Annotated in this window: 7 protein-coding genes and 1 other annotated feature; of the genes, 6 read left to right on the top strand and 1 reads right to left on the bottom strand. The window is 45.4% G+C overall.

The window, feature by feature from the left end; translation table 11 throughout:
• Positions 1-113 precede the first annotated feature (113 nt).
• Both ODZ53_RS04175 and tyrS read left to right on the top strand, forming a co-directional pair.
• Positions 114-1,550 carry an ATP-binding cassette domain-containing protein gene (locus tag ODZ53_RS04175; protein ID WP_372676042.1) on the top strand — a complete coding sequence of 479 codons (1,437 nt, stop codon included), beginning with the start codon at positions 114-116 and terminating at the stop codon, positions 1,548-1,550.
• Positions 1,551-1,625: 75 nt separating this feature from the next.
• Positions 1,626-1,855 (top strand) — a binding site (T-box leader).
• Between the two features lie 57 nt (positions 1,856-1,912).
• Positions 1,913-3,181, top strand: coding sequence for a tyrosine--tRNA ligase (gene tyrS, locus ODZ53_RS04180; protein ID WP_015891079.1), 1,269 nt, complete (start codon positions 1,913-1,915; stop codon positions 3,179-3,181).
• Positions 3,182-3,245: 64 nt separating this feature from the next.
• Here tyrS and ODZ53_RS04185 read toward each other — a convergent pair whose 3' ends face one another.
• The gene (locus ODZ53_RS04185; protein WP_372676043.1) at positions 3,246-5,360 is read right to left on the bottom strand and encodes a hypothetical protein; all 2,115 of its coding nucleotides are present in this window, start codon (positions 5,358-5,360) and stop codon (positions 3,246-3,248) included.
• A 154-nt stretch (positions 5,361-5,514) separates the two neighbouring features.
• On the opposite strand from ODZ53_RS04185, the gene ODZ53_RS04190 reads away from it, so the two are divergent.
• The 4 genes from ODZ53_RS04190 to tycB all read left to right on the top strand — a co-directional run bounded on the left by ODZ53_RS04190 (position 5,515) and on the right by tycB (position 21,853).
• The gene (locus ODZ53_RS04190; protein WP_234128046.1) at positions 5,515-5,931 is read left to right on the top strand and encodes a MarR family winged helix-turn-helix transcriptional regulator; all 417 of its coding nucleotides are present in this window, start codon (positions 5,515-5,517) and stop codon (positions 5,929-5,931) included.
• 3 nt (positions 5,932-5,934) lie between these two features.
• On the top strand, positions 5,935-7,125 hold the full coding sequence (locus tag ODZ53_RS04195) for an MFS transporter (RefSeq protein ID WP_372676044.1): 1,191 nt from the start codon (positions 5,935-5,937) through the stop codon (positions 7,123-7,125).
• Between the two features lie 587 nt (positions 7,126-7,712).
• Positions 7,713-10,991 carry a tyrocidine non-ribosomal peptide synthetase TycA gene (gene tycA, locus ODZ53_RS04200; protein WP_372676045.1) on the top strand — a complete coding sequence of 1,093 codons (3,279 nt, stop codon included), beginning with the start codon at positions 7,713-7,715 and terminating at the stop codon, positions 10,989-10,991.
• Between the two features lie 92 nt (positions 10,992-11,083).
• Positions 11,084-21,853: a tyrocidine non-ribosomal peptide synthetase TycB gene (gene tycB, locus ODZ53_RS04205; RefSeq protein WP_372676046.1), complete on the top strand. Its 10,770-nt coding sequence runs from the start codon at positions 11,084-11,086 to the stop codon at positions 21,851-21,853.
• The last annotated feature ends 98 nt before the right edge of the window (positions 21,854-21,951 follow it).

Below are 21,951 nucleotides of genomic sequence, written 5' to 3' on the forward strand. Positions count from 1 at the left end.
ATGAACAAAGAGTAAATGACGAGAAACGTAAAAATGAAATGGGGAATCCACATGGTTGAACTGCACAATATCACGATTACCACCAAAAAGACGACAGGACTCTCATTCAAAATTTGCATCTGACCCTGCAAACCGGTGACAAGATTGCCATCATCGGGGAAGAGGGAAATGGAAAAAGCACCTTATTAAAATTGATATACGCGGAACAAATGATCGCCGAGTATTGTATATATGAAGGTAACGTGTGGAGAAACGAATGTTCCATGGGATTTCTCTCACAGGAGCTATCGGACGAAGAAAAACAAATGTCCATCGCCGATTTTTTTATGGAAAATCAATGGACCAAAGAATTGGTGAGAGCGATGGATGACCTCGGCATTCATGCATTGGATTCAGATAAAAGGATGGGGGTTCTGTCCGGGGGTGAGCGTTTCAAATACCGCTTTTTAAGTCTGTTAGCACAGAAGCCTGATGTACTATTGCTGGACGAACCCACGAATGATTTGGATATTCAAACGATAGAGTGGCTGGAAGAATTTATTCAACAGACGGCTATTCCTGTTCTATATGTATCGCATGATGAAACATTTATTGCGAATACAGCAAACGGTATCCTTCATATGGAACTGACGAAGCGCAAACAAGTACCCAAATATACGTTTTCAAGAGAACCCTATGAGAATTACATCGCGAATCGCACGAGCCACTTGAACAAACAAGAACAGATCGCCAGAAAGCAAGCTTCTGATCATCGAAAGCAAATGGAGAAATGGCATGACGTTTGGAATAAGGCAGAGCATCAACATCGGAACGTTTCCCGGTCAGATCCGCGTTTGCAAAAGAAAATCAAGTCTCTCAAAAATCAAAGAGAGCGCATGGAGAAAGCATCGGAAACGTTTGTAGAGGCTCCAAGTGTGGAAGAAGCAAGCGAATTCCGATTTGATTCTGCGATACATGTGCCAGGCAGTAAACAAATCCTCGACTTTTCATTGGAAGGATTGCAAATAGCGAACAAACTGCTATCAAAACAGATTCATTTATCGATCAAGGGGCCAGAAAAAGTTGCGATTATTGGAGAAAATGGGGTCGGAAAAACCACGTTGTTGAAAAAAATCATGGATGAGCTCGTTCAGCACTCGTCATTCAAGATCGGTTATATGCCCCAAAACTATGAAAATCGACTGAATTCAACCCAAACACCGATTGAGTTCTTGGAAAGAACGGGGAATAAAGATGCGATTACAAAAGCGCATACGCATTTAGGGAGTATGAAATTTACAAAAGATGAGATGCATCAACCCATTCAAAACTTGTCTGGGGGACAGAAAGCGAAATTGCTCTTGTTAAAAATGATTTTGGATCAGTGCGAAATCTTGATACTGGATGAACCGACCCGAAACATCAGCCCTTTGACGAATCCTGTTCTCTGCCGCGCGTTAACGGCTTTTGACGGGGTGATTATCAGTATTTCGCATGATCGACGGTATTTACATGAAGTCGCCACAACTGTTTATGAACTGACTTCTGACGGTCTCACGAAAATAAAATAAGGGATCGTAGCGGAATCCTTGCTACATGGTTGACATTGCTATTTGAATTCAATATACTGACTTTAATTTCATATGAAACATACGTTGAAAGAGCCCAGTAGCAGCTTATTCCCTGTCCTAGAAAGCCGGGGGTTGATGGAACCCGGTACACAATAAGCGAGCGAAATACACTCTGGAGTATCTCGGGTAATGCCGAGCGGAATCGCGAACGATAACTCGCTACGAGTGGCATGAATGGCCTGCGCAAGCACTTGGGTCCATTGGTGCAAGATGGGTGGTAACACGGTTATTCAATCGTCCCTATGTCTACAATAGACAAGGGGCGATTTTTTGTTTTTTACCATAGGAGATTGAAGGAGTGTATGGCAGTGAATATTATCGACGAACTCGAATGGCGCGAAGCCGTCAATCAGCAAACAGATGCAGAAGGGCTGCGAGAATTAACGAATGAAAAAGCAGTCTCGTTATATTGTGGTGTCGATCCAACAGGTGACAGCATGCATATCGGTCACTTGATTCCGTTCATGGTACTGAAACGCTTCCAGCTTGCTGGTCATCGCCCGGTCATTTTGATCGGTGGTGCAACAGGTACGATTGGCGATCCGAGCGGCCGTCAATCGGAGCGTTCTTTGCAAACACTGGAACAAATTCAGGAGAACGTCGACAAACTCACCGCACAGATGAAAAAGCTGTTCATTACAGAAGGCGACAACCAAATCCGTTTGGTGAACAACTACGACTGGACGCACAAAATCAATGTTATTGAATTTTTGCGGGATTACGGGAAAAACTTCAGCATCAATACGATGCTTGCCAAGGATGTTGTGTCGAGCAGACTGGAAAGCGGTATTTCGTTTACGGAGTTTTCCTATCAAATTCTGCAATCGCTGGATTACCTGCATCTGTACAAACATGAAGATGTTCAGCTACAAATCGGCGGTTCCGACCAATGGGGCAACATCACGAGCGGTCTCGATCTGATCCGCAAAAAAGAAGGATCAGAAGCCAAAGCATTCGGTCTCACAATTCCTTTGATGCTGAAGGCAGATGGTACGAAATTCGGGAAGACAGCAGGAGGAGCCATCTGGCTCGATCCAAACAAAACAACACCATTCGAATTCTACCAATTCTGGGCGAATACCGATGACCGCGATGTTGTGAAATACTTGAAATACTTTACGTTCCTCTCCAAAGAGCAAATTGAAGAGCTGGCGGAAAAAGTACAGTCTGAGCCACATAAACGCGAGGCGCAAAAAGCGCTGGCTGAGGAAATGACGAGATTTGTCCACGGCGAGGAATTGCTGGAGCAGGCGAAGCGCATTACAGCAGCTTTGTTTACTGGCGATATTAAATCGCTGTCGGCAGATGAAATCGAGCAAGGCTTCAAAGAAATGCCGACATTCGAATCTACCCTCGAAACGAAGAACATTGTCGATTGGCTCGTTGAGATCGGCATTGAGCCATCCAAACGTCAAGCACGTGAGGATATTACAAAAGGTGCTATCTCCATGAATGGCGAGCGCGTAACCGATTTGGAACTGGAAGTAACACCAAGTCTTGCTATCGGTGGCCGCTTCATCATTATCCGCAAAGGCAAGAAAAACTACAGCTTGGTAAAATTGTCTCAATAGATAAAGGAATAAGAAGCTTCCCTAGAAAAATGAAGGGAAGCTTCTTTTTGTATTTGTTTTCCTTTTATTTCGGGAATGCAATGCTATCCAATTTGTTTGCAGCAATGATAGCAACTGCATTCGGCTCCAGATCGAACCAAAAGATAAGATCGCCATCCGCTTTCTTTTGTGACGGCTTCATCCCGTTCACATAGACTTCCGAAGCTTTTGTCGCCATGGAAAGACCAGAAATCTTGTGCTCGCCACGATTGTGCAGAATGATAGAGCCGTCTGGTGCATATTCCATTCTGACTTGAGAGAGGGCGAGCCAATAATCCATGATTTCACGTACGGTTGTCAAATGCAATTTGCCTTGATCGCGCAGCGTTTCCATTCGTTTCAGCAAGCGGTCAAAATCGGGATGGATGATCCAGTTTCCTTGGGCATCTCGAATGATAAATTTCCCGCCCTGCTTTTTGGATGGAAATCTCGCCAAGTAGGTATGGTTGATAAAAACCCCACGATTTTGAATGAGCTGCTGGAGATTTTGCTCCCGATACAGGTTTAGTGAATACTCTGGAATGGTGGCTGCCGACCATGAATAAAACGGGCCAGTCACTGTCGGATGCCACCAATAGAGAGGAGTGTGCAGGGAGTCGCCTTTTTGGGATTGGTACAGATCAAGACCATTATTGGGATTGGCGATATCTTCTGAGCTGTAATGCCAAAAATATGATGTGCCGTATTTTTTCCACTGATGCGCCAAGTAATTCGCAGTTTGGATGTCAAGTGCGTTAAAGGCAAAGCTAGACTTCAAATACCCATGGTCAATCCATGTGCGGCTTTGGAAGTGATCTTTCATTACTTGCAACGCATCTTCCGTCGTCTTTTGATAGTGCCTGATTTCGTAAGGATAGAGGGTATGTAGACCAATATCATCGCCGTTCTGATTCAGATCATCCAGAAACTGCAAAAATTCAGGGCTTTGCGCAATGGCGACATTGACAGGCGATTTCGCTTGAAAATAAGGATTCGAGTAAAACACGCTTTTCGTAACCGGAATCCGGTGTTTGACAAAACCGCCTGTCGCTTGTGCCGACGATGAAATCTTCTCGGAACCGAAATAAACAGCCCGATTTGTTTGCAGCGTCTGCTCATCAGCATGCTCTGTCCATACATGTGTCGCCAAAAAACCTGAAGGCTGACTCATAAATCGAGGCATGAGCTTCGGTTGATACCCAACTACTAGCGAAAAGGAATTCGTCCGTACATCGTTTGCACGATATTCGGAAGCGTGGCGGACTTTTCCGACCTGATTCGTGGAGGTTTGCTGTACGTATCTGTGATCGTTCATGTGATCCAGATTCACGATAAGCTGTTTTTGCGTTGTATTCAATTCAAGTGAAGACACGTTGGGGGCATGGTACAAAAAAGCTGCTTGCTTCCCTTGACCAAATTTCGCACCTTGGTGATCCAGCCAGTAAGAAGCTTGGAATTTTTGTGTGTCCACTTTCCGATTCTTGCGATATACCTCTGTTACATTTGGCTTGAATTGCAGGTCGAACGTTTCACGAAAAACCTTTGCCGCTTGCTTGTAGGTGGTTTTTACAGTGATATCGATGGCTGGGCTATTTTTTTGCAATGTATATTGGGTTGAAACCACTGTAATCGGGGTATGACCAGTGACGATGACTGTGTTACCAGTGGCAGTCTCCCGGTGTTCCACCTTTACATCATCCCACTTACGAACCCAGTGGCTGCCCCGTTTGATAAAAATGTTCCGGTCGATCACTTTCGTCGTTGGTGGAGAGAAATACAAATCATTTCCACGGACGGCAGTCACTTTGGCCTGATGGACAAGCGGAGCATTCATTCTGCCGCCAAATGATTCGGATCGAATTTCGATGGCTGAGCCTGGTTGAAATGGTGGACTTTGATCCAACGTTATTTGTTTGGAGCCTTTCGGAAGAGAAGGAGTCATCGCATTATAAATGGTACCATATTCGGCTTGGTATTGAATGGAAGAGAGGATTTCGTTTTTTGCCAAATCGGTAATGCGGACATTGCCTTTCTCATCCCAGCTAAATACGTAATACGGATTTTGAATGGTGGATTCCTTCGCAAGCGTAGGTATTGGAAAAGAAAGTATGAAGAAAAGCAATAATAGAAAGTGAATGACGAACAACCTTTTTTCCAGCATGATTTTCTCCTTTTGTATGATGATATAGGTTAGACGAATGTTCGTGGAAAAAGCCACACGGATACCAATTTTGAATTTTGACCTTCTCAAACGGCAAGGAAAGAGATATAATTATAATTAATTAAATTAATTAACTAATAATAAGGAGCATAACATGTACCCGTTCTTTTCAACAGTCGCATTCACACATCGTGTATACAATAACCAATTGCAAGAGGAGTTACTTCCATTCGGTATATCGGTCACACAATGGGCGTTGATCCGTTATCTCAAAGACAACGGTCCTGCTACCTTTAGCGATGTCGCCGATTATTGGCAAGTAGAGAAGCCGGCTATTACACCCATTGCGCAAAAATTAGCTGCGCGTGAAATGATTTCGATTTTATCAGGTGCAGATAAACGGCAAAAAATTATGTGCCTGTCAGAAAAAGGGGAAGCGCTCCATAAAACGATTATGGAAGCGACTGATCCATTCTTGGAAGAATTAATGGAAGGCATCTCACAAGAAGAAAGAGACGCAGCAGCCACAGTACTGGAAAAACTAATCATGAATCTAAAGAGAAGAGGGTAAGCAGTGAATCAGGATAGGCTTTGGACAAAAGAGTTCGTCATTGTTTCTTTCATCAATTTTCTTTTGACACTGATGTATTTCTTACTAATGGTTACGATTGCTTCGTACGCCAAAACAGAATTTCTCGCTTCAACCAGTTTAGCTGGATTGGTTTCCAGTATCTTTATCATTGGTGCTTTGATTGGCCGATTACTTACGGGAAGAGCCATTAGTTATATTGGTACGAAAAAAACGCTATGGATTGGGTTGGGATTTTTTGCTGTCACCTCGTTGCTTTACTTTTTTGCTGTCCATATCAGCTTTTTACTGGTAAATCGTTTGCTGCAAGGGATTGCCGTTGGTATTGCCAGTACTGCAACAGGTACCATTATTGCTCAAATCTTGCCAGCGTCTCGCAAGGGTGAGGGGATAGGCTATTACAGTTTAAGTGCGATTTTAGCCACTGCGATTGGTCCTTTTCTCGGCATGATCTTGTTGCGGCTTGAAAATGGTTTCACCTGGATATTTACGATGAATGTTGTGTTTTCCCTGATTTGCTTGTTGTTTTATGCCATGGCAAAAATCAATGTTCCGCTTCCTTTCGCAAATGTGAAAGAAGAAGAAACAGGTTCACTGCTTTCGAAATTCATCGAGCCGAAAGCCTTGCCGATTTCATTTATTGCCTTATTAATCGGCTTCAGCTATTCGGGTGTCTTGTCATTTCTATCGTTTTATGCGGAAGAAATTAATCTCTCCTCAACTGCGAGTTATTTCTTTTTGGTGTATGCCATTGTCATTATCCTCTCGCGACCATTTTCAGGAAAGCTCATGGACGCAAGAGGGGCGAACATCGTGACATACCCCAGCCTGGTGATCTTTGCTGTCGGGATGCTTCTATTCAGTCAAGCCTCGACTTCCTTGATGCTGCTGCTATCTGCTGCTTTGATTGGAGTAGGCTTCGGAAACTTTAACTCCATTGCCCAAACCGTAGCTGTGAAGGTGACAGCTCCGCATCGCTTTGGACTAGCAACCTCTACTTACTACATTATGTATGATCTAGGATTAGGAATCGGGCCCTATTTACTCGGATTTATCGTACCGCATACAGGATATCGTACGATTTTCGGAGGCATGGTTGCCTTTATTCTTTTTAGTATCCCGCTTTATTACTGGTTACACGGGAAACGAGATCGGGAATTGATGCGTGCTACCTAACTCTAAAGGCTCACACTTTCGAATGAAACCAGAAAGTGTGAGCTTTTTTTGGAGGAAATGAAGATTGGCTTAGGTAAAAAGTTGCTCATTTTACAAAAAATGCCTATTTTTTAACTGATTTCTAAAACGCTCTCTGTTATAATGAATAACAGTTTCTCAAACAGGTGCATATGAATACGCTATTCTGCTGAATTCTAAGGAGGTGTGAAGGCCAGCACATTTGTTTTTTTATAAAAATTGGAAAGTGACTTTTGTCCTGAAAACTGCTTTGAGGAAACAGGGAATTTTTCCCATTGTGAACCGATGTAAAATGGTGGAAAATTTGTAGATGAAAATTGGTTCATGACGATAGTAATATAAATGTGGGTAATATTTACAAAATAGACACAAAAACCCAGACACTTTATTACATTCGGCCATTATATTAAATGGTGTTGATGATGGAGTTTCCAGTGTGAGCCATTGGTCACTGAGACTTCATCTTCAGATTTCGCAGACCATTTCCTTTCAGTTGCGTTCACTTGTTTAGCCATCGCATTGTATTGGCACACGATAGACTAAAGTTTGCCAATTATCGGAGGGGACATATGTTAGCAAATCAGGCCAATCTCATTGACTTGGAGTGGGAAAAAGAACAGGTAGCCGTGTTTAATGATACAAAGGCCGAGTATCCACAGGATAAGTCGATCCATCAGTTGTTCGAGGAACAGGTAGAAGCTGTGCCACACCGAGTTGCCATCGTTTATGAAAATGAGCGCTTAACTTACCAGGAGCTTAACAAGAAGGCCAACCAATTAGCGAGAGCACTGATCGAAAAAGGGATTACAACAGACAGCATTGTCGGTGTGATGATGGAGAAATCCATTGAAAATGTGACAGCTATTCTGGCCATCCTTAAGGCAGGCGGAGCGTATGTTCCCATCGATATCGAATATCCCCAAGATCGGATTCAATATATCCTGCAAGACAGTCAAACCAAGATCGTCATCACCCAGAAAAACGTCAGGCAACTTGTTTATGACGTCGGATACCGTGGTTCTGTAGTCGTGCTCGAGGAAGAACAACTGAATACTCACTCAGATTCCAATCTTGACTTGCCAAGCAAACCTACTGACATAGCGTATGTCATCTATACGTCAGGCACAACCGGCAATCCGAAAGGAACCATGCTGGAGCATAAAGGGATCGCGAATTTGCAATCATTCTTTCAAAATACGTTTGGTGTAACACCTGCAGACAGGGTAGGACAGTTTGCCAGCATGTCATTTGACGCATCGGTATGGGAAATGTTCATGGCTTTATTAACCGGTGCCAGCCTCTATATCCTTTCTAAACAGACGATTCATGATTTCATCCGTTTTGAAAACTATGTGAATAAAAATGAATTGACCATCATCACGTTGCCACCCACTTATTTGACTCACCTCAACCCAGATCATATTAATCCCCTTCGCATCATGATTACGGCAGGTTCAGCTGCCAACTTCCCTTTAGTGAATAAATGGAAAAACAAAGTCAGGTACGTGAATGCTTACGGACCTACGGAAACAAGCATTTGCGCGACGATTTGGGAGGCACCTTCCAATGTGCTCGTCAACCAAACGATTCCAATCGGCAAACCGATTCAAAATACATCCGCTTATATTGTCAATGAAGACCTACAATTACAGCCAATTGGCAGTGAAGGCGAACTATGCATAGGTGGAGTAGGCTTAGCCAGAGGATACTGGAATCGCCCAGACTTGACCGCCGAAAAATTTGTGGATAATCCGTTCGTACCAGGAGAGAAGATGTACAGGACAGGAGATCTGGCCAAATGGCTGCCGAATGGAGAAATTGAGTTTCTCGGCAGAATCGACCATCAGGTGAAAATCAGAGGTCATCGGATCGAGTTGGGTGAAATCGAGTCCGTTTTGCTGAAACATGAACAAATAAAAGAGGCAGTGGTAATCGCAAGAGAAGACCAACACGCTCAACCTTACTTGTGCGCTTATTTTATTTCGCAACTGGAAGTAACTCCTTCGCAGATGAGAGAATATGCCGCTCAAAAGCTTCCTGCGTACATGCTTCCTTCTTATTTCGTGAAGCTGGATAAAATGCCACTCACGCCGAATGACAAAATTGATCGAAAAGCATTGCCTGAACCTGATGTTGCTGCTGAGACAAATCTTGTGTACGAACCTCCTAGAAATCAGACAGAATCGATTCTCGCAACCGTATGGCAAGAGGTACTGGGAATCGAGAAAATTGGAATTCGCGATAATTTTTACTCACTCGGTGGGGATTCCATTCAAGCAATCCAGGTCGCTGCTCGTTTGCATGCCTATCAACGAAAGCTAGACACGAAAGATTTGCTGAATTACCCGACAATTTCGCAGGTTGCTCTCTATGTCAAAAGTACGACGAGGAGAAGCGAGCAGGGAATTATCGAAGGCCCTGTTACCTTAACACCCATTCAACAGTGGTTCTTTGAAAAGAACTTTACGAATATGTTCCATTGGAACCAATCGTATGTGTTGTATCGTGAGCAGGGATTTGATCCTGAAGCGATCCGAAAGGCCTTGGATAAAATCCTTTCGCATCATGACGCGCTACGCATGGTCTATCGGAACGAGAATGGGAGAATCGTTCAACAGAATCGTGGATTGGGTGGCGAATTATACCAATTTATTCCATATGATCTGACCTCGCATTCGGATGTCCAGAAAGCAATCGAAGAAGAGACGAAACGCTTACATGGCAACATGAATTTACAAGAGGGACAGTTGGTAAAGGCAGCCTTGTTCCATACGCTCCAAGGTGATCATTTGTTTTTGGCTATCCATCATTTAGTCATGGATGGAATTTCCTGGCGCATTCTTTTTGAGGATCTAGCAACTGCATACAGTCAGGTACTAGCAGGAAAAGATATCGTTCTCCCAGAAAAGACGGATTCTTTTAAAAATTGGGCAGTATGGCTAAACGAATATGCAAATAGTGATGCATTGACGAGAGAAATCCCGTATTGGGAGAATGTTGAATCTACAGCTACGAATGCTTCCCTTCCTAAAGACTATGAAACGGTGGGTAGCAAACAGAAGAGTATCCGCAACATACAGGTCGGATTGCTAGCAGAGGAAACCGAACAATTGTTGAAGCAGGCAAATTCTGCTTATCAAACAGAGATCAATGATTTGTTACTGGCAGCGTTGGGGCTGGCCATTGCAGAGTGGAGCAGGCTTGACCAAATCGTAATTAATCTCGAAGGGCACGGTCGCGAGGATGTGATCGAACACGCTAACGTGACAAGAACGATCGGATGGTTTACGTCCCAATATCCAGTTTTACTAGATTTGAGTCAAATCAATCACTTACCTGACCATATCAAATGCACGAAAGAAAACCTAAGGAAGATCCCCAATAAAGGCATTGGCTATGAAATTTTAAAATATATGACAGAACCGGAAAAACGACGTGCCTTGTCCTTTTCCTTGCAACCCGAAGTAACGTTTAACTACTTGGGTCAGTTTGACTCAGGCCTTACCGGTGAAATGTTCACCCGTTCTCCTTATAGTGCTGGCAACTCGCTCGGTGCGGATGGGAAGAACAATCTGAGTCCGGATTCGGAGATTTACACTGCCTTGAATATTACAGGAAGAATGGAAGGCGGGGAGCTTCTCATCACGTTTACTTACAGCGAGGAGCAGTTTAGAGAAGAGTCCATCCATCAATTGAGTAAGAGCTATCAAAAACATCTCCGGTCGATCATTACGCATTGCTCGCGGAAAAAAGAAGTCGAACGGACTCCCAGTGACTTTAGTCTAAAAGGACTTCAAATGGAAGAAATGGACGACATCTTCGAAGTACTTGCCAATACGCTTAACTAGAAGCACTTGCTAAAATTTCATGGGGTAAAATACGCCTTTTATTTACATTTTATTACAAATATGACGAATAATGTCGATATCGAGGTGCCGGAATGAGTGTTTTTAGCAAAGAACAAGTACAAGATATGTATTTATTGACGCCCATGCAAGAGGGAATGTTATTTCACGCCTTACTAAACGAAGAACATAACTCTCATCTTGTGCAAATGTCCGTTTCGATCGAGGGCAATCTTGATGTTGGTTTGTATACCAATAGCTTGCATGTGCTGGTAGAGAGATTTGATGTGTTTCGCACGCTGTTTCTCTATGAAAAATTAAAACAGCCTTTGCAGGTTGTCTTGAAGGAACGGCCCATTCCCATCCTATTTTGCGATCTAACTGCTTACGACGAGCAAGAAAAACAGCAGCGCTACACGCAGTACAAAAGGAATGACCAAGAGAAAACCTTTCATCTGGCGAAAGATTCGTTGATGAGAGTAGCTATTTTCCAAATGACGGAGAGCGAATATGAAATCATCTGGAGTTTTCATCACATACTCATGGACGGTTGGTGCTTTAGCATTATTTTTGATGACTTGCTTTCCGTCTATTTATCCTTAAAGAACGGGACTCCGATTTCTCTTGATCCAGTGCAGCCTTACAGCCAATTTATTCGTTGGCTGGAAAAGCAAGATAAAGAGGCTGCTCTCGCATATTGGAGAGACTATCTGGAACAGTTTGAACAACAAACCTCTTTGCCGAAATTTAGGAAGTCATCTAGCAATGCCTTTCTACCAGCGCAATATCGTTTTGTGCTGGACCGCATGGTGACGCAGCAGCTTTCTGCGATCGCAAGTCAAAATCGAGTGACTTTGCCAACCGTGATTCAAACCTTATGGGGGATTCTGCTCCAATCCTATAACACTACGAATGATGTGCTCTTCGGATCTGTTGTATCCGGGCGACCAACTGAGATCGTTGGAATCGACAAAATGGTTGGGTTGTTTATCAATACCATTCCATTCCGCATTCAAGCGAAGAACGCTCAAACCTTTGTCGACTTGATACAGGATGTGCACCAAAGAACACGGCAATCCCAGCCATATGAGCATGTGCCTTTGTACGATATTCAAAACGATTCCGTATTGAAGCAAGACTTGATCGACCACCTGATGGTCATCGAAAACTATCCATTAGTTGAGGCGTTGCAGAAAAAGGCGGCGACACGACAAGTAGGCTTTGCCATTGTCAATGTCGAGATGTTTGAGCCTACCAATTATGACATGACCGTTATGGTAACGCCCAAAGAAGAGATTGCGATACGGTTTGATTATAATGCTGCTGTTTTCGACGATGCCTTTATCCAAAAAATGGCTGGGCACCTCAAGCAGATTGCGGCTTGCGTGGCAAACAATCCGAAGGTCACCCTTCAACAGGTTACCTTGCTGACAGAAACTGAAAAACGACAGCTAATGGCTAAAAACCTTGATACTTCCGCAGCTTATCCAACGAAAACCATGCACGAGCTCTTTATGGAACAGGTGGAAAGGACACCTGATCACGTAGCTGTTGTATTCGGAGAACAGCATCTGACGTATCGGGAGCTAGATGAAAAGTCCAATCAGCTCGCCAGGTTTTTGAGAGGAAAAGGGATTGCAGCAGACAGTCTGGTTGGTACGATGATGGATCGATCCATCGAGATGATTGTCGGAATTCTTGGGGTTTTGAAAGCCGGTGGTGCATTTGTACCAATTGATCCAGAGCTGCCAGAAGAACGAATTACCTACATGCTCGAGCATAGTGGGATTCAATGGGTAGTGACCCAGCAGCATCTACTAGAGAAGGTCTCGGCCTCTACTGAAACAATAGATATCAGCGCGCAAGCCATCTGGGAAGAGAGCAGTACGTCTGTCGAAATGATCAATCAACCAGAGGACTTATTTTATATCATCTATACTTCAGGAACAACAGGGAAACCAAAAGGCGTCATGCTAGAGCATCAAAACATGGCAAATCTGATGCACTTTACGTTTGCGAAGACCAACATCGATTTTCATGAAAAAGTATTGCAGTATACCACATGCAGCTTTGATGTTTGCTACCAGGAGATTTTCTCCACGCTGCTTTCCGGGGGACAGCTCTATCTCATCACGAATGAGATGAGACGTCATGTAGAAAAACTATTTGCGTTTATCCAGGAAAACCAGATCAGCATCTTGTCCCTCCCAGTATCCTTCTTGAAATTTATCTTTAACGAAAAAGATTATGCACAAAGCTTCCCGCGTTGCGTCAAGCACATTATCACAGCTGGAGAACAGCTCGTCGTCACTCATGAGCTGCAAAAATATCTGCGGAAACATCACGTATTTTTACACAATCATTACGGGCCGTCGGAGACACATGTGGTAACCACCTACACGATGGACCCAAGCATGGATATACCAGAGCTGCCGCCAATCGGAAAACCGATCAGCAACACAGGCATTTACATCCTGGATGAAAAGCTGCAGTTGAAACCAGAGGGCATTGTAGGAGAGTTGTATATCTCTGGTGCGAACGTGGGAAGAGGGTATTTGCATAATCCGGAGCTGACTGCGGAGAAGTTTCTCGAGAATCCGTATCAATCCGGAGAAAGAATGTATCGGACGGGAGACCTCGCTCGTTGGATGCCAGATGGCAATATCGAGTTTTTAGGGCGAATCGATCATCAGGTAAAAATCAGGGGTCATCGCATCGAGCTGGGAGAGATCGAATCGCACCTGCTCAACCACGCCTTGATTAAGGAAGCCGTGGTCATCGATAGAACGGATGAGACAGGCGGAAAGTATTTGTGCGCCTATGTCGTTTTGGCAGAGGAAGTCAACAACGAGGAGCTGCGTGCGTACTTATCACGAACGCTGCCGGAGTATATGATCCCTTCCTTCTTTATGAAGCTGGAGCGGATTCCGGTCACACCTAACGGAAAAACAGACAGAAGAGCCTTGCCCATCCCTGAGGGAAATGCATTTACGGGAGCGGATTACCTCGCTCCGACAACCGAGCTGGAACAGAAAATGGCAGCGATTTGGGAAAGCGTACTCGGCGTGTCCCCGATTGGTATTCAGGATAATTTTTTCACGCTGGGCGGACATTCGCTCAAGGCGATTCATCTCATTTCCCGGATGCAAAAAGACTGCCAGACAGATGTTCCGCTTCGCGTCTTGTTTGATAGACCAACCATTCAAGAAATCGCCAAGTATGTAGAAGGTGAAGAGGCAGGAACGTATCTTGCTATTCCACAGGTCGCCATGCAAGAGCATTATCCCGTATCCTCTGCGCAAAAACGCATGCTGATTTTAAACCAGCTTGATCCGGCTAGTACGGTGTACAATCTGCCCGTTGTGACAGTACTCGATGGGGAATTGAATGTACCGCAGATGGAGAATGCCATTTCCGGTCTGGTGAGTCGTCATGAATCGCTCCGAACCTCCTTCCATACCATCAATGGCGAGCTGGTTCAACGTATCCATCCGGAATGCAAACTGCCAATCGCCTACATGGAAGCGACAGAGGATCGTTTGAATCAAGTCATCACGGATTTCATGCGTCCGTTTGATTTGGAAAAGGCGCCATTAAGTCGGGTTGGCCTGGTCAAACTGGGAGAGCGGCGCCATGTCATGATCATCGATATGCACCATATCATCTCGGACGGCGTGTCATCGCAAATCATCCTGAATGATCTTGCACAGCTCTATCAAGACAAATCCTTGCCAGAGCAGCGCATTCAATATAAAGACTTCGCAGTTTGGGAAAAAGGTCTGGCACAGACAGACGAGTACAGAAAGCAGGAAGCGTATTGGACCCAGCGATTCGCTGATGAAATTCCTGTCTTGAACCTGCCTTTGGACTACTCTCGACCGTCTGTTCAAAGCTCTGAGGGCGAACGTTATCTATTCCGTTCAGAAAAACAACTGTCGGATGGTTTGCAACGAGTGGCGGCGGAAACGGGAACTACGCTCTACATGGTGCTCATGGCAGCGTACCATGTTTTGCTCGCGAAATATTCCGGGCAAGAAGACATGGTAGTGGGAACCGTGATAGCTGGAAGAACGCACCCTGACACGGAAAGCATCACGGGTATGTTCGTCAATACGCTGGCCATGAGAAATCAGCCGGTTGCGACCAAAAGCTTTAAGCAATTTTTGCAAGAAGTGAAGGACAATACACTGGCTGCTTTTGAGCATGGGGAGTACCCATTTGAGGAACTCGTCGAAAAGCTGGCCGTTAATCGAAATCGAAGCCGCAATCCATTGTTTGATACCTTGTTCATTTTGCAAAATATGGATGCCGATCCAATCAACATCGAGGGCATGACAGTGACGCCTTACGTGCCAGAGGGCAAGATGGCGAAATTCGATTTGTCGCTCGAAGCAACGCAAAACCATGCAGGTCTCCTGTTCTGCTTCGAATTTTGCACCAAGCTGTTCAAGCAGGAGACCATCGAACGCATGTCCCGTCATTACATCCAAATCTTGCAAGAGATCACTCAGAACACGGAGTTGGCTCTGTATGAGATAGAGATGCTCACCGAGCAAGAAAAGCAGGAACTACTTGTCCATTTCAATGACACATCTAAGCCTGTTCAGCTGGAAAGCACACTTCCCCAGCTATTTGAAGAACAAGTAGGGAAAACCCCTGATCAAATCGCACTGGTTTGCGGGGACAAAAAGTTGACCTATCAGGAGCTCAATAAGAAAGCCAATCAGCTTGCTCGTACATTACGGAAAAAGGGAGTGAAGGCTGACCAACGAGTAGGGATTATGGCCAATCGTTCCTTGGAAATGGTCATTGGTATCCTTGCCATTCTCAAGTCTGGCGGAGCATACGTGCCGATCGATCCAGAATATCCAAATGATCGCATTGCTTATATGCTGGAAGATTGCGAGGCTCGTCTGGTGCTTACCCAAGAGCATTTCGGTGCAAAGGTTGCTGCTGGAGTGGAATGCCTGTATCTGGAGGATAAGAGTAACTATTCTCGTATCACCACAAACCTTGATCCGATTCATACGGCTACCAATCTGGCTTATATCATTTACACATCGGGTACGACAGGCAAGCCTAAAGGGGTCATGGGGGAGCATCGAGGTATTGTCAATAGTGTGACGTGGAACAAACAAGAGTTGGCCTTATCCGTTCATGACAGAGGTTTGTTGCCCCTATCCTTTGCCTTTGATGCTTTTGCCCTTACCTTCTTTGCGTTAATTATATCCGGTTCAACGGTTGTCTTAACGAAGGATGAAGAAGCAAAAGATCCAATCGCGCTCAAAAACCTGATCTCATCATGGAGTTGCAGCTACACGGTGTGCGTGCCAAGTATGTTCCAAGCGATTTTGGAATGCAGCACCGCCGAAGAGATCAGCCCACTGAAAATGGTCATGCTCGGGGGAGAAAAGCTATCGCCAAAGCTGGTTGAGATGTGCAAAGAGATGAATCCGCAAATGATTACGGTCAATGCATACGGTCCCACAGAAAGTAGCGTTATCGCCACCTATCTGTGCGATGCGCTCCCGGATGCTCCGATCACCATTGGACGGCCAATTGCAAATACAAGCATATACATCGTGGATCATTCGCACCAGCTGCTACCAATCGGTGTAGTGGGAGAAATATGCATTGGCGGACTCGGTTTGGCACGCGGATATTGGAACAAACCAGAGCTTACCGAAGAGAAGTTTGTTTCCAATCCATTTGCGCTAGGTGAACGCATGTACAAGACGGGTGACCTTGGCAGATGGCTCCCGGACGGTACGATTGAATTCGCTGGACGCCTGGATGAACAAGTAAAAGTGAGAGGATACCGGATTGAGATCGGGGAGATAGAATCGGTTCTTTTCAGCTATGAAATGACAAATGAAGCGATTGTCGTTGCTTATCAGGATGGAAGCGGGGACGCGTATCTGGCTGCCTATTTCACTGGTAAAGAAAACATCTCAGAAGTGGCGCTGCGAACACATCTATCTCAAGAACTGCCAGCGTATATGGTTCCAACCTATCTAGTTCAACTGGACACTTTCCCGCTCACGCCAAATGGCAAGATCGATCGAAAAGCGCTGCCGAAGCCAGAAGGAAAGCCAACAACAGGTGTGGAATATGCTGCGCCTGCCAATGAAGTAGAGGCAACACTGGCAAAGATTTGGGAAAACGTCCTTGGCATCTCCGGCATCGGTGTGATGGATAACTTTTTTGAGTTGGGTGGACATTCTTTGAAAGCAATGACGGTAGTGGCGCATGTGCATCGGGAGTTTCAAATTGATCTCACTTTGAAGCATTTCTTTGAGCAGCCTACTGTTCGGGCCTTGTCCAGGCTGATAGCAAACAGTGAGAATACGTCAGATGCATTGATTCAACCAGCAGAACGACAAGAATACTACCCGGTATCCTCTGCCCAGCAGCGGATGTACGTACTTCATCAGTTGGAAGGAGCGGGCATCAGCTACAATACGCCTGGGATGATCATGCTAGAGGGTCAACTGGATCGCGATCAAATGGTGCATGCGCTACAAGCATTGGTAGATCGTCACGAAATCTGGAGAACCTCCTTTGAAATGCTGGGAGATCAGCTGGTCCAAAAAATTCATGACCGCGTGGAAGTGGAAATGGCGTATAGGAGTGCAGAAGAACATCAAATCGATGAGGTTTTCCAAGCGTTTGTCCATCCATTTGATCTGGCTGTTCCGCCACTGTTGCGCATGGGTCTCGTGCAAATCTCGGATGAACGTCATGTTCTCTTGTATGACATGCATCATATTGCTTCGGATGCCTCGTCCGTCCCGCTTATTTTCAATGAACTGGCGGAATTGTACCAAGGCAGACAATTACCGGAGTTGCGTATCCAATACAAAGATTTTTCTGTCTGGCAAAAACGCTTTACCGAGTCAGATGACTTCAAGAAGCAGGAAGAGTATTGGCGCCATGCGTTTGAGGGGCATAACAGCGTCTTGGAGATCCCGACAGATTTTCCGCGACCATCTGTGAAAAGCTTTGAGGGTGATCAAATCGTACTTGCTACCGATAAACCTCTGCTGGAAGCTTTACACGCGTTGGCTGCAGAAACGAAAACGACGTTGTTTATGGTGTTGCTAGCCGCCTACAATGTGCTGCTTTCGAAGTATACAGGGCAGGATGATATTGTTGTCGGAACGCCAATCTCCGGCAAGACGCGTGCTGAGCTCGAACCGATTGTCGGCATGTTCGTCAATACGCTAGCAATCAGAAATAAGCCGACAGCCGAGAAGACCTTCAAGGAGTTTCTGATGGAAGTCAAGCAGAATGCTCTGGATGCCTATGATCATCAGGATTATCCATTGGAAAGTCTGGTTGAAAAGCTTGGGATTCAGCGTGATCCGGGACGCAATCCACTTTTTGATACCATGTTCATTCTGCAAACCGACGAACTGTACCAAAAAACACTGGGTCAACTAACCTATCATCCTTATGAACCGACGAGCGCGCTTGCCATTTCAAAGTTCGACCTGTCTTTTCACCTGACTGAACGGGAAACAGACCTGTTGCTGCGACTGGAGTACAGCACCAAGCTGTTCAGAAGAGACACCGTAGATAGAATGTCGCGTCATTTCATGCAAATTCTACGCAATGTTGCAGCAGAACCTGATAGGCAGCTTCAAGCGATTGAGATGCTGACGGCAGAAGAAAAGCAGTTGTTGCTGGTGGAATTCAATCATACAGACAGAGAGTATACGGAAGACCAGACCATACAACAGCTCTTTGAGGAACTGGTAGCAAATACGCCTGATCAAACGGCTATTGTATTTGAAGAGAAGCAGATGACGTACCTAGAGCTCAATGAAAGAGCGAACCAGTTAGCGATGGTTTTGCGGGAAAAAGGGCTAGGTCCTTCCCAAATCGTTGTCATGATGGTGGAGCGCTCCTTGGAAATGGTCATTGCCACGCTCGCCATTTTAAAAGCTGGCGGAGCCTTTTTGCCGGTCGATCCCGACTATCCCGAAGAAAGAATTCGCTACATGATTGAGGACAGTCAGGCGAAGCTCGTTCTTACGCATTCTCACTTGATCCACAAGGTGTCCAGTCAGGCAGAGATTATCGATTTGGACGATGCGGAAAGCTATTCGGCACAAACAGACAATCTACTTTGCATCAACAAGCCGTCTGATCTTGCCTATATCATTTACACGTCCGGTACCACTGGCAATCCAAAGGGCGTCATGCTGGAACACAAAGGGGCAGCCAATCTGCAAGCCATGTTCAAGAATCACTTCGGCGTAACCCCACAAGATCGGCCAGGACATTTTGCGAGTATTTCTTTTGATGCATCGGTGTGGGATATGTTTATGGCTCTTTTGACAGGAGCGACCTTGTATATCATCTCGCGTGATACGATCAACGATTTCCGCAAATTTGAGGAATACGTCCACAAAAACGGAATTACCATTCTCACGTTGCCGCCGACGTATGCCATTTATCTTGAGCCTGATCGTATGCCGTCATTGCGTATCCTGATTACTGCTGGATCGGCAGCATCTACCGCGTTGGTAGAGCAATGGAAAGAGAAAGTGACCTATATCAATGGCTACGGTCCCACAGAGAGTACGATTTGCGCGACAATCTGGAAAGCTTTACCGCATGAACCAGTTGGTCAGACCATTACGATTGGCAAACCGATTCAGAATACGAAGCTGTTCATTGTGGATGAACAAATGCAATTGAAGACAGTCGGTCAAATAGGTGAATTGTGCATCAGCGGGGTGGCGCTAGCCAGAGGATATTGGAATCGACCAGAACTGACGGCAGAAAAATTCGTCGACAATCCGTTTGTGCCAGGAGAGAAGATGTATCGCACCGGAGATCTGGCTAAATGGCTTCCGGACGGAAATATCGAGTATCTCGGCAGAATCGACCATCAAGTGAAGGTACGCGGTCATCGGGTAGAGCTGGGCGAAGTCGAGAGTGTTCTGTTGCGGTATGAGACGATTGTGGAGGCAGTAGCCATTACACATTTGGATGACCTGGGGCAACCTTACCTGTGCGCATACTATGTAGCTGATGGGGATGCAAGTCCGGCTCAATTGCGAGAATTTATGGGAAAAGAATTGCCAAATTATATGGTTCCCTCTTTCTTTGTTCAGTTGGATAAGATGCCGTTGACACCGAATGACAAAATTGACCGCAAAGCATTGCCGAAGCCAAGCCACGAAGAAAAATCGGGCAGAGAATATGAAGCACCACAAAACGTGCTGGAACACTTACTTGCAACGACTTGGGCTGAGGTATTGGGAATTGGGCAAGTGGGAATGAAAGACAACTTCTTTGAATTGGGCGGAGATTCCATCAAAGCCATTCAGGTATCCACGCGTTTGCACGCAGCAGGCTGGACGCTGGCGATGAAGGAACTGTTCCAATATCCGACTATTGAACAAGTTGCTGCCCATGTCATACCGAACAACAGAGAGAGCGATCAGGGAGTAGTAGAAGGCGAGATTGACTTGACGCCCATCCAGAAGTGGTTCTTCGAGCGCAATTTCACTGACCACCACCACTGGAATCAGGGTGTCATGCTGTTCCGAGAGGATGGCTTTGACCCGGGACTTGTTCAGCAGGCGTTCTTTAAAATCGTCGAGCACCACGATGCGTTGCGCATGATCTACAAACAGGAGAATGAAACAATCACGCAAATCAATCGAGCGCTGACAGGTGAGCGATTCCGCTTCCATTCATATGACTTGAAAGATCATGCAAATAGTGCAGCTCATATTTGGGAGTTGTCTAATCGCATCCAAAGCAGTATCGATTTGGAACAGGGACCACTCGTCCACTTGGCACTCTTCTCCACAACAGAAGGGGACCATTTACTGATTGCCATTCATCATCTGGTCGTGGATGGCGTCTCATGGCGCATCTTGTTTGAAGATTTTTCCTCTGCCTATTCGCAGGCTCTCCACAATCAGGAGATCGTCTTGCCGAAAAAGACAGATTCATTCAAGGATTGGTCGGCTCAACTGCAAAACTATGCGGAGAGTGACGAGCTTTTACGAGAAGCGGCGTACTGGCACAACCTCGAGAGCACAACCACGGCAGAAAAGTTGCCAACCGATTTTGTTACAGCAGATCGTAAACAAAAGCACACCCGTACTGTGAAGGTCGAGCTGACAGCTCAAGAGACAGAAAACCTGTTACGTCACGTCCATCATGCTTATCACACCGAAATGAATGACCTATTGCTGACTGCGTTGGGATTAACCGTGAAAGAGTGGGCGAATACCAACTATGCTGTCATCAACCTGGAAGGTCACGGTCGCGAAGATATTCAGAATGAAATGAACGTGACCAGGACGATTGGGTGGTTTACATCTCAGTTTCCTGTCGTGCTTGATATGGAAAGATCAAAGGACTTGTCCTACCAAATCAAGCAAATCAAAGAGAGCTTGCGTCGCATTCCCAAAAAAGGAATTGGCTACGAGATTTTACGCACGTTGACGGCGGATAAACGGCGTCCATCCCTGCAATTTAGCCTGCAACCGGAAATCAGTTTTAACTACCTCGGGCAATTTGATTCGGATGTGAAATCTGGCGGATTTGCTTTCTCGCCACTCGGGACGGGTCAGCTTTTCAGTCCAGAATCGGAGAGGGTATTCTTGTTGGATATTTCCAGCATGATCGAGGATGGAAAGCTCCAGATCAGTTTTGGTTACAGCAGTCTCCAGTATCAGGAAGAAACCATTGCGAAATTGGCAGACAGCTATCGGAATCACTTGCTCAGCATTATTGAGCATTGCCTATTAAGAGAAAAGGGAGAATTGACCCCGAGTGATCTGGGTGATGATGACCTTTCCATGGAAGAACTGGAGAACATCCTGGAATTAATCTAATCGGGCGACATGAGAAATGCGATTCCTCCAATAAAAGCTGGGACATCTCGCTTTTATTGGAGGAACCCTCTTTAAATCGATAAATTACTGAGCTGAGG

Origin of the sequence: Brevibacillus sp. BD137 (assembly GCF_041644655.1) — a bacterium.
GTDB classification, from domain to species: Bacteria; Bacillota; Bacilli; order Brevibacillales; family Brevibacillaceae; genus Brevibacillus; species Brevibacillus brevis_D.

What these genes read in the sequence shown, in the direction of transcription:
- ODZ53_RS04185 (WP_372676043.1), bottom strand. Translation starts at nt 5,360, where the DNA reads ATGCTGGAAAAAAGGTTGTTCGTCATTCACTTTCTATTATTGCTTTTC.
- ODZ53_RS04190 (WP_234128046.1), top strand. Translation starts at nt 5,515, where the DNA reads ATGTACCCGTTCTTTTCAACAGTCGCATTCACACATCGTGTATACAAT.
- tycB (WP_372676046.1), top strand. Translation starts at nt 11,084, where the DNA reads ATGAGTGTTTTTAGCAAAGAACAAGTACAAGATATGTATTTATTGACG.
- tyrS (WP_015891079.1), top strand. Translation starts at nt 1,913, where the DNA reads ATGGCAGTGAATATTATCGACGAACTCGAATGGCGCGAAGCCGTCAAT.
- tycA (WP_372676045.1), top strand. Translation starts at nt 7,713, where the DNA reads ATGTTAGCAAATCAGGCCAATCTCATTGACTTGGAGTGGGAAAAAGAA.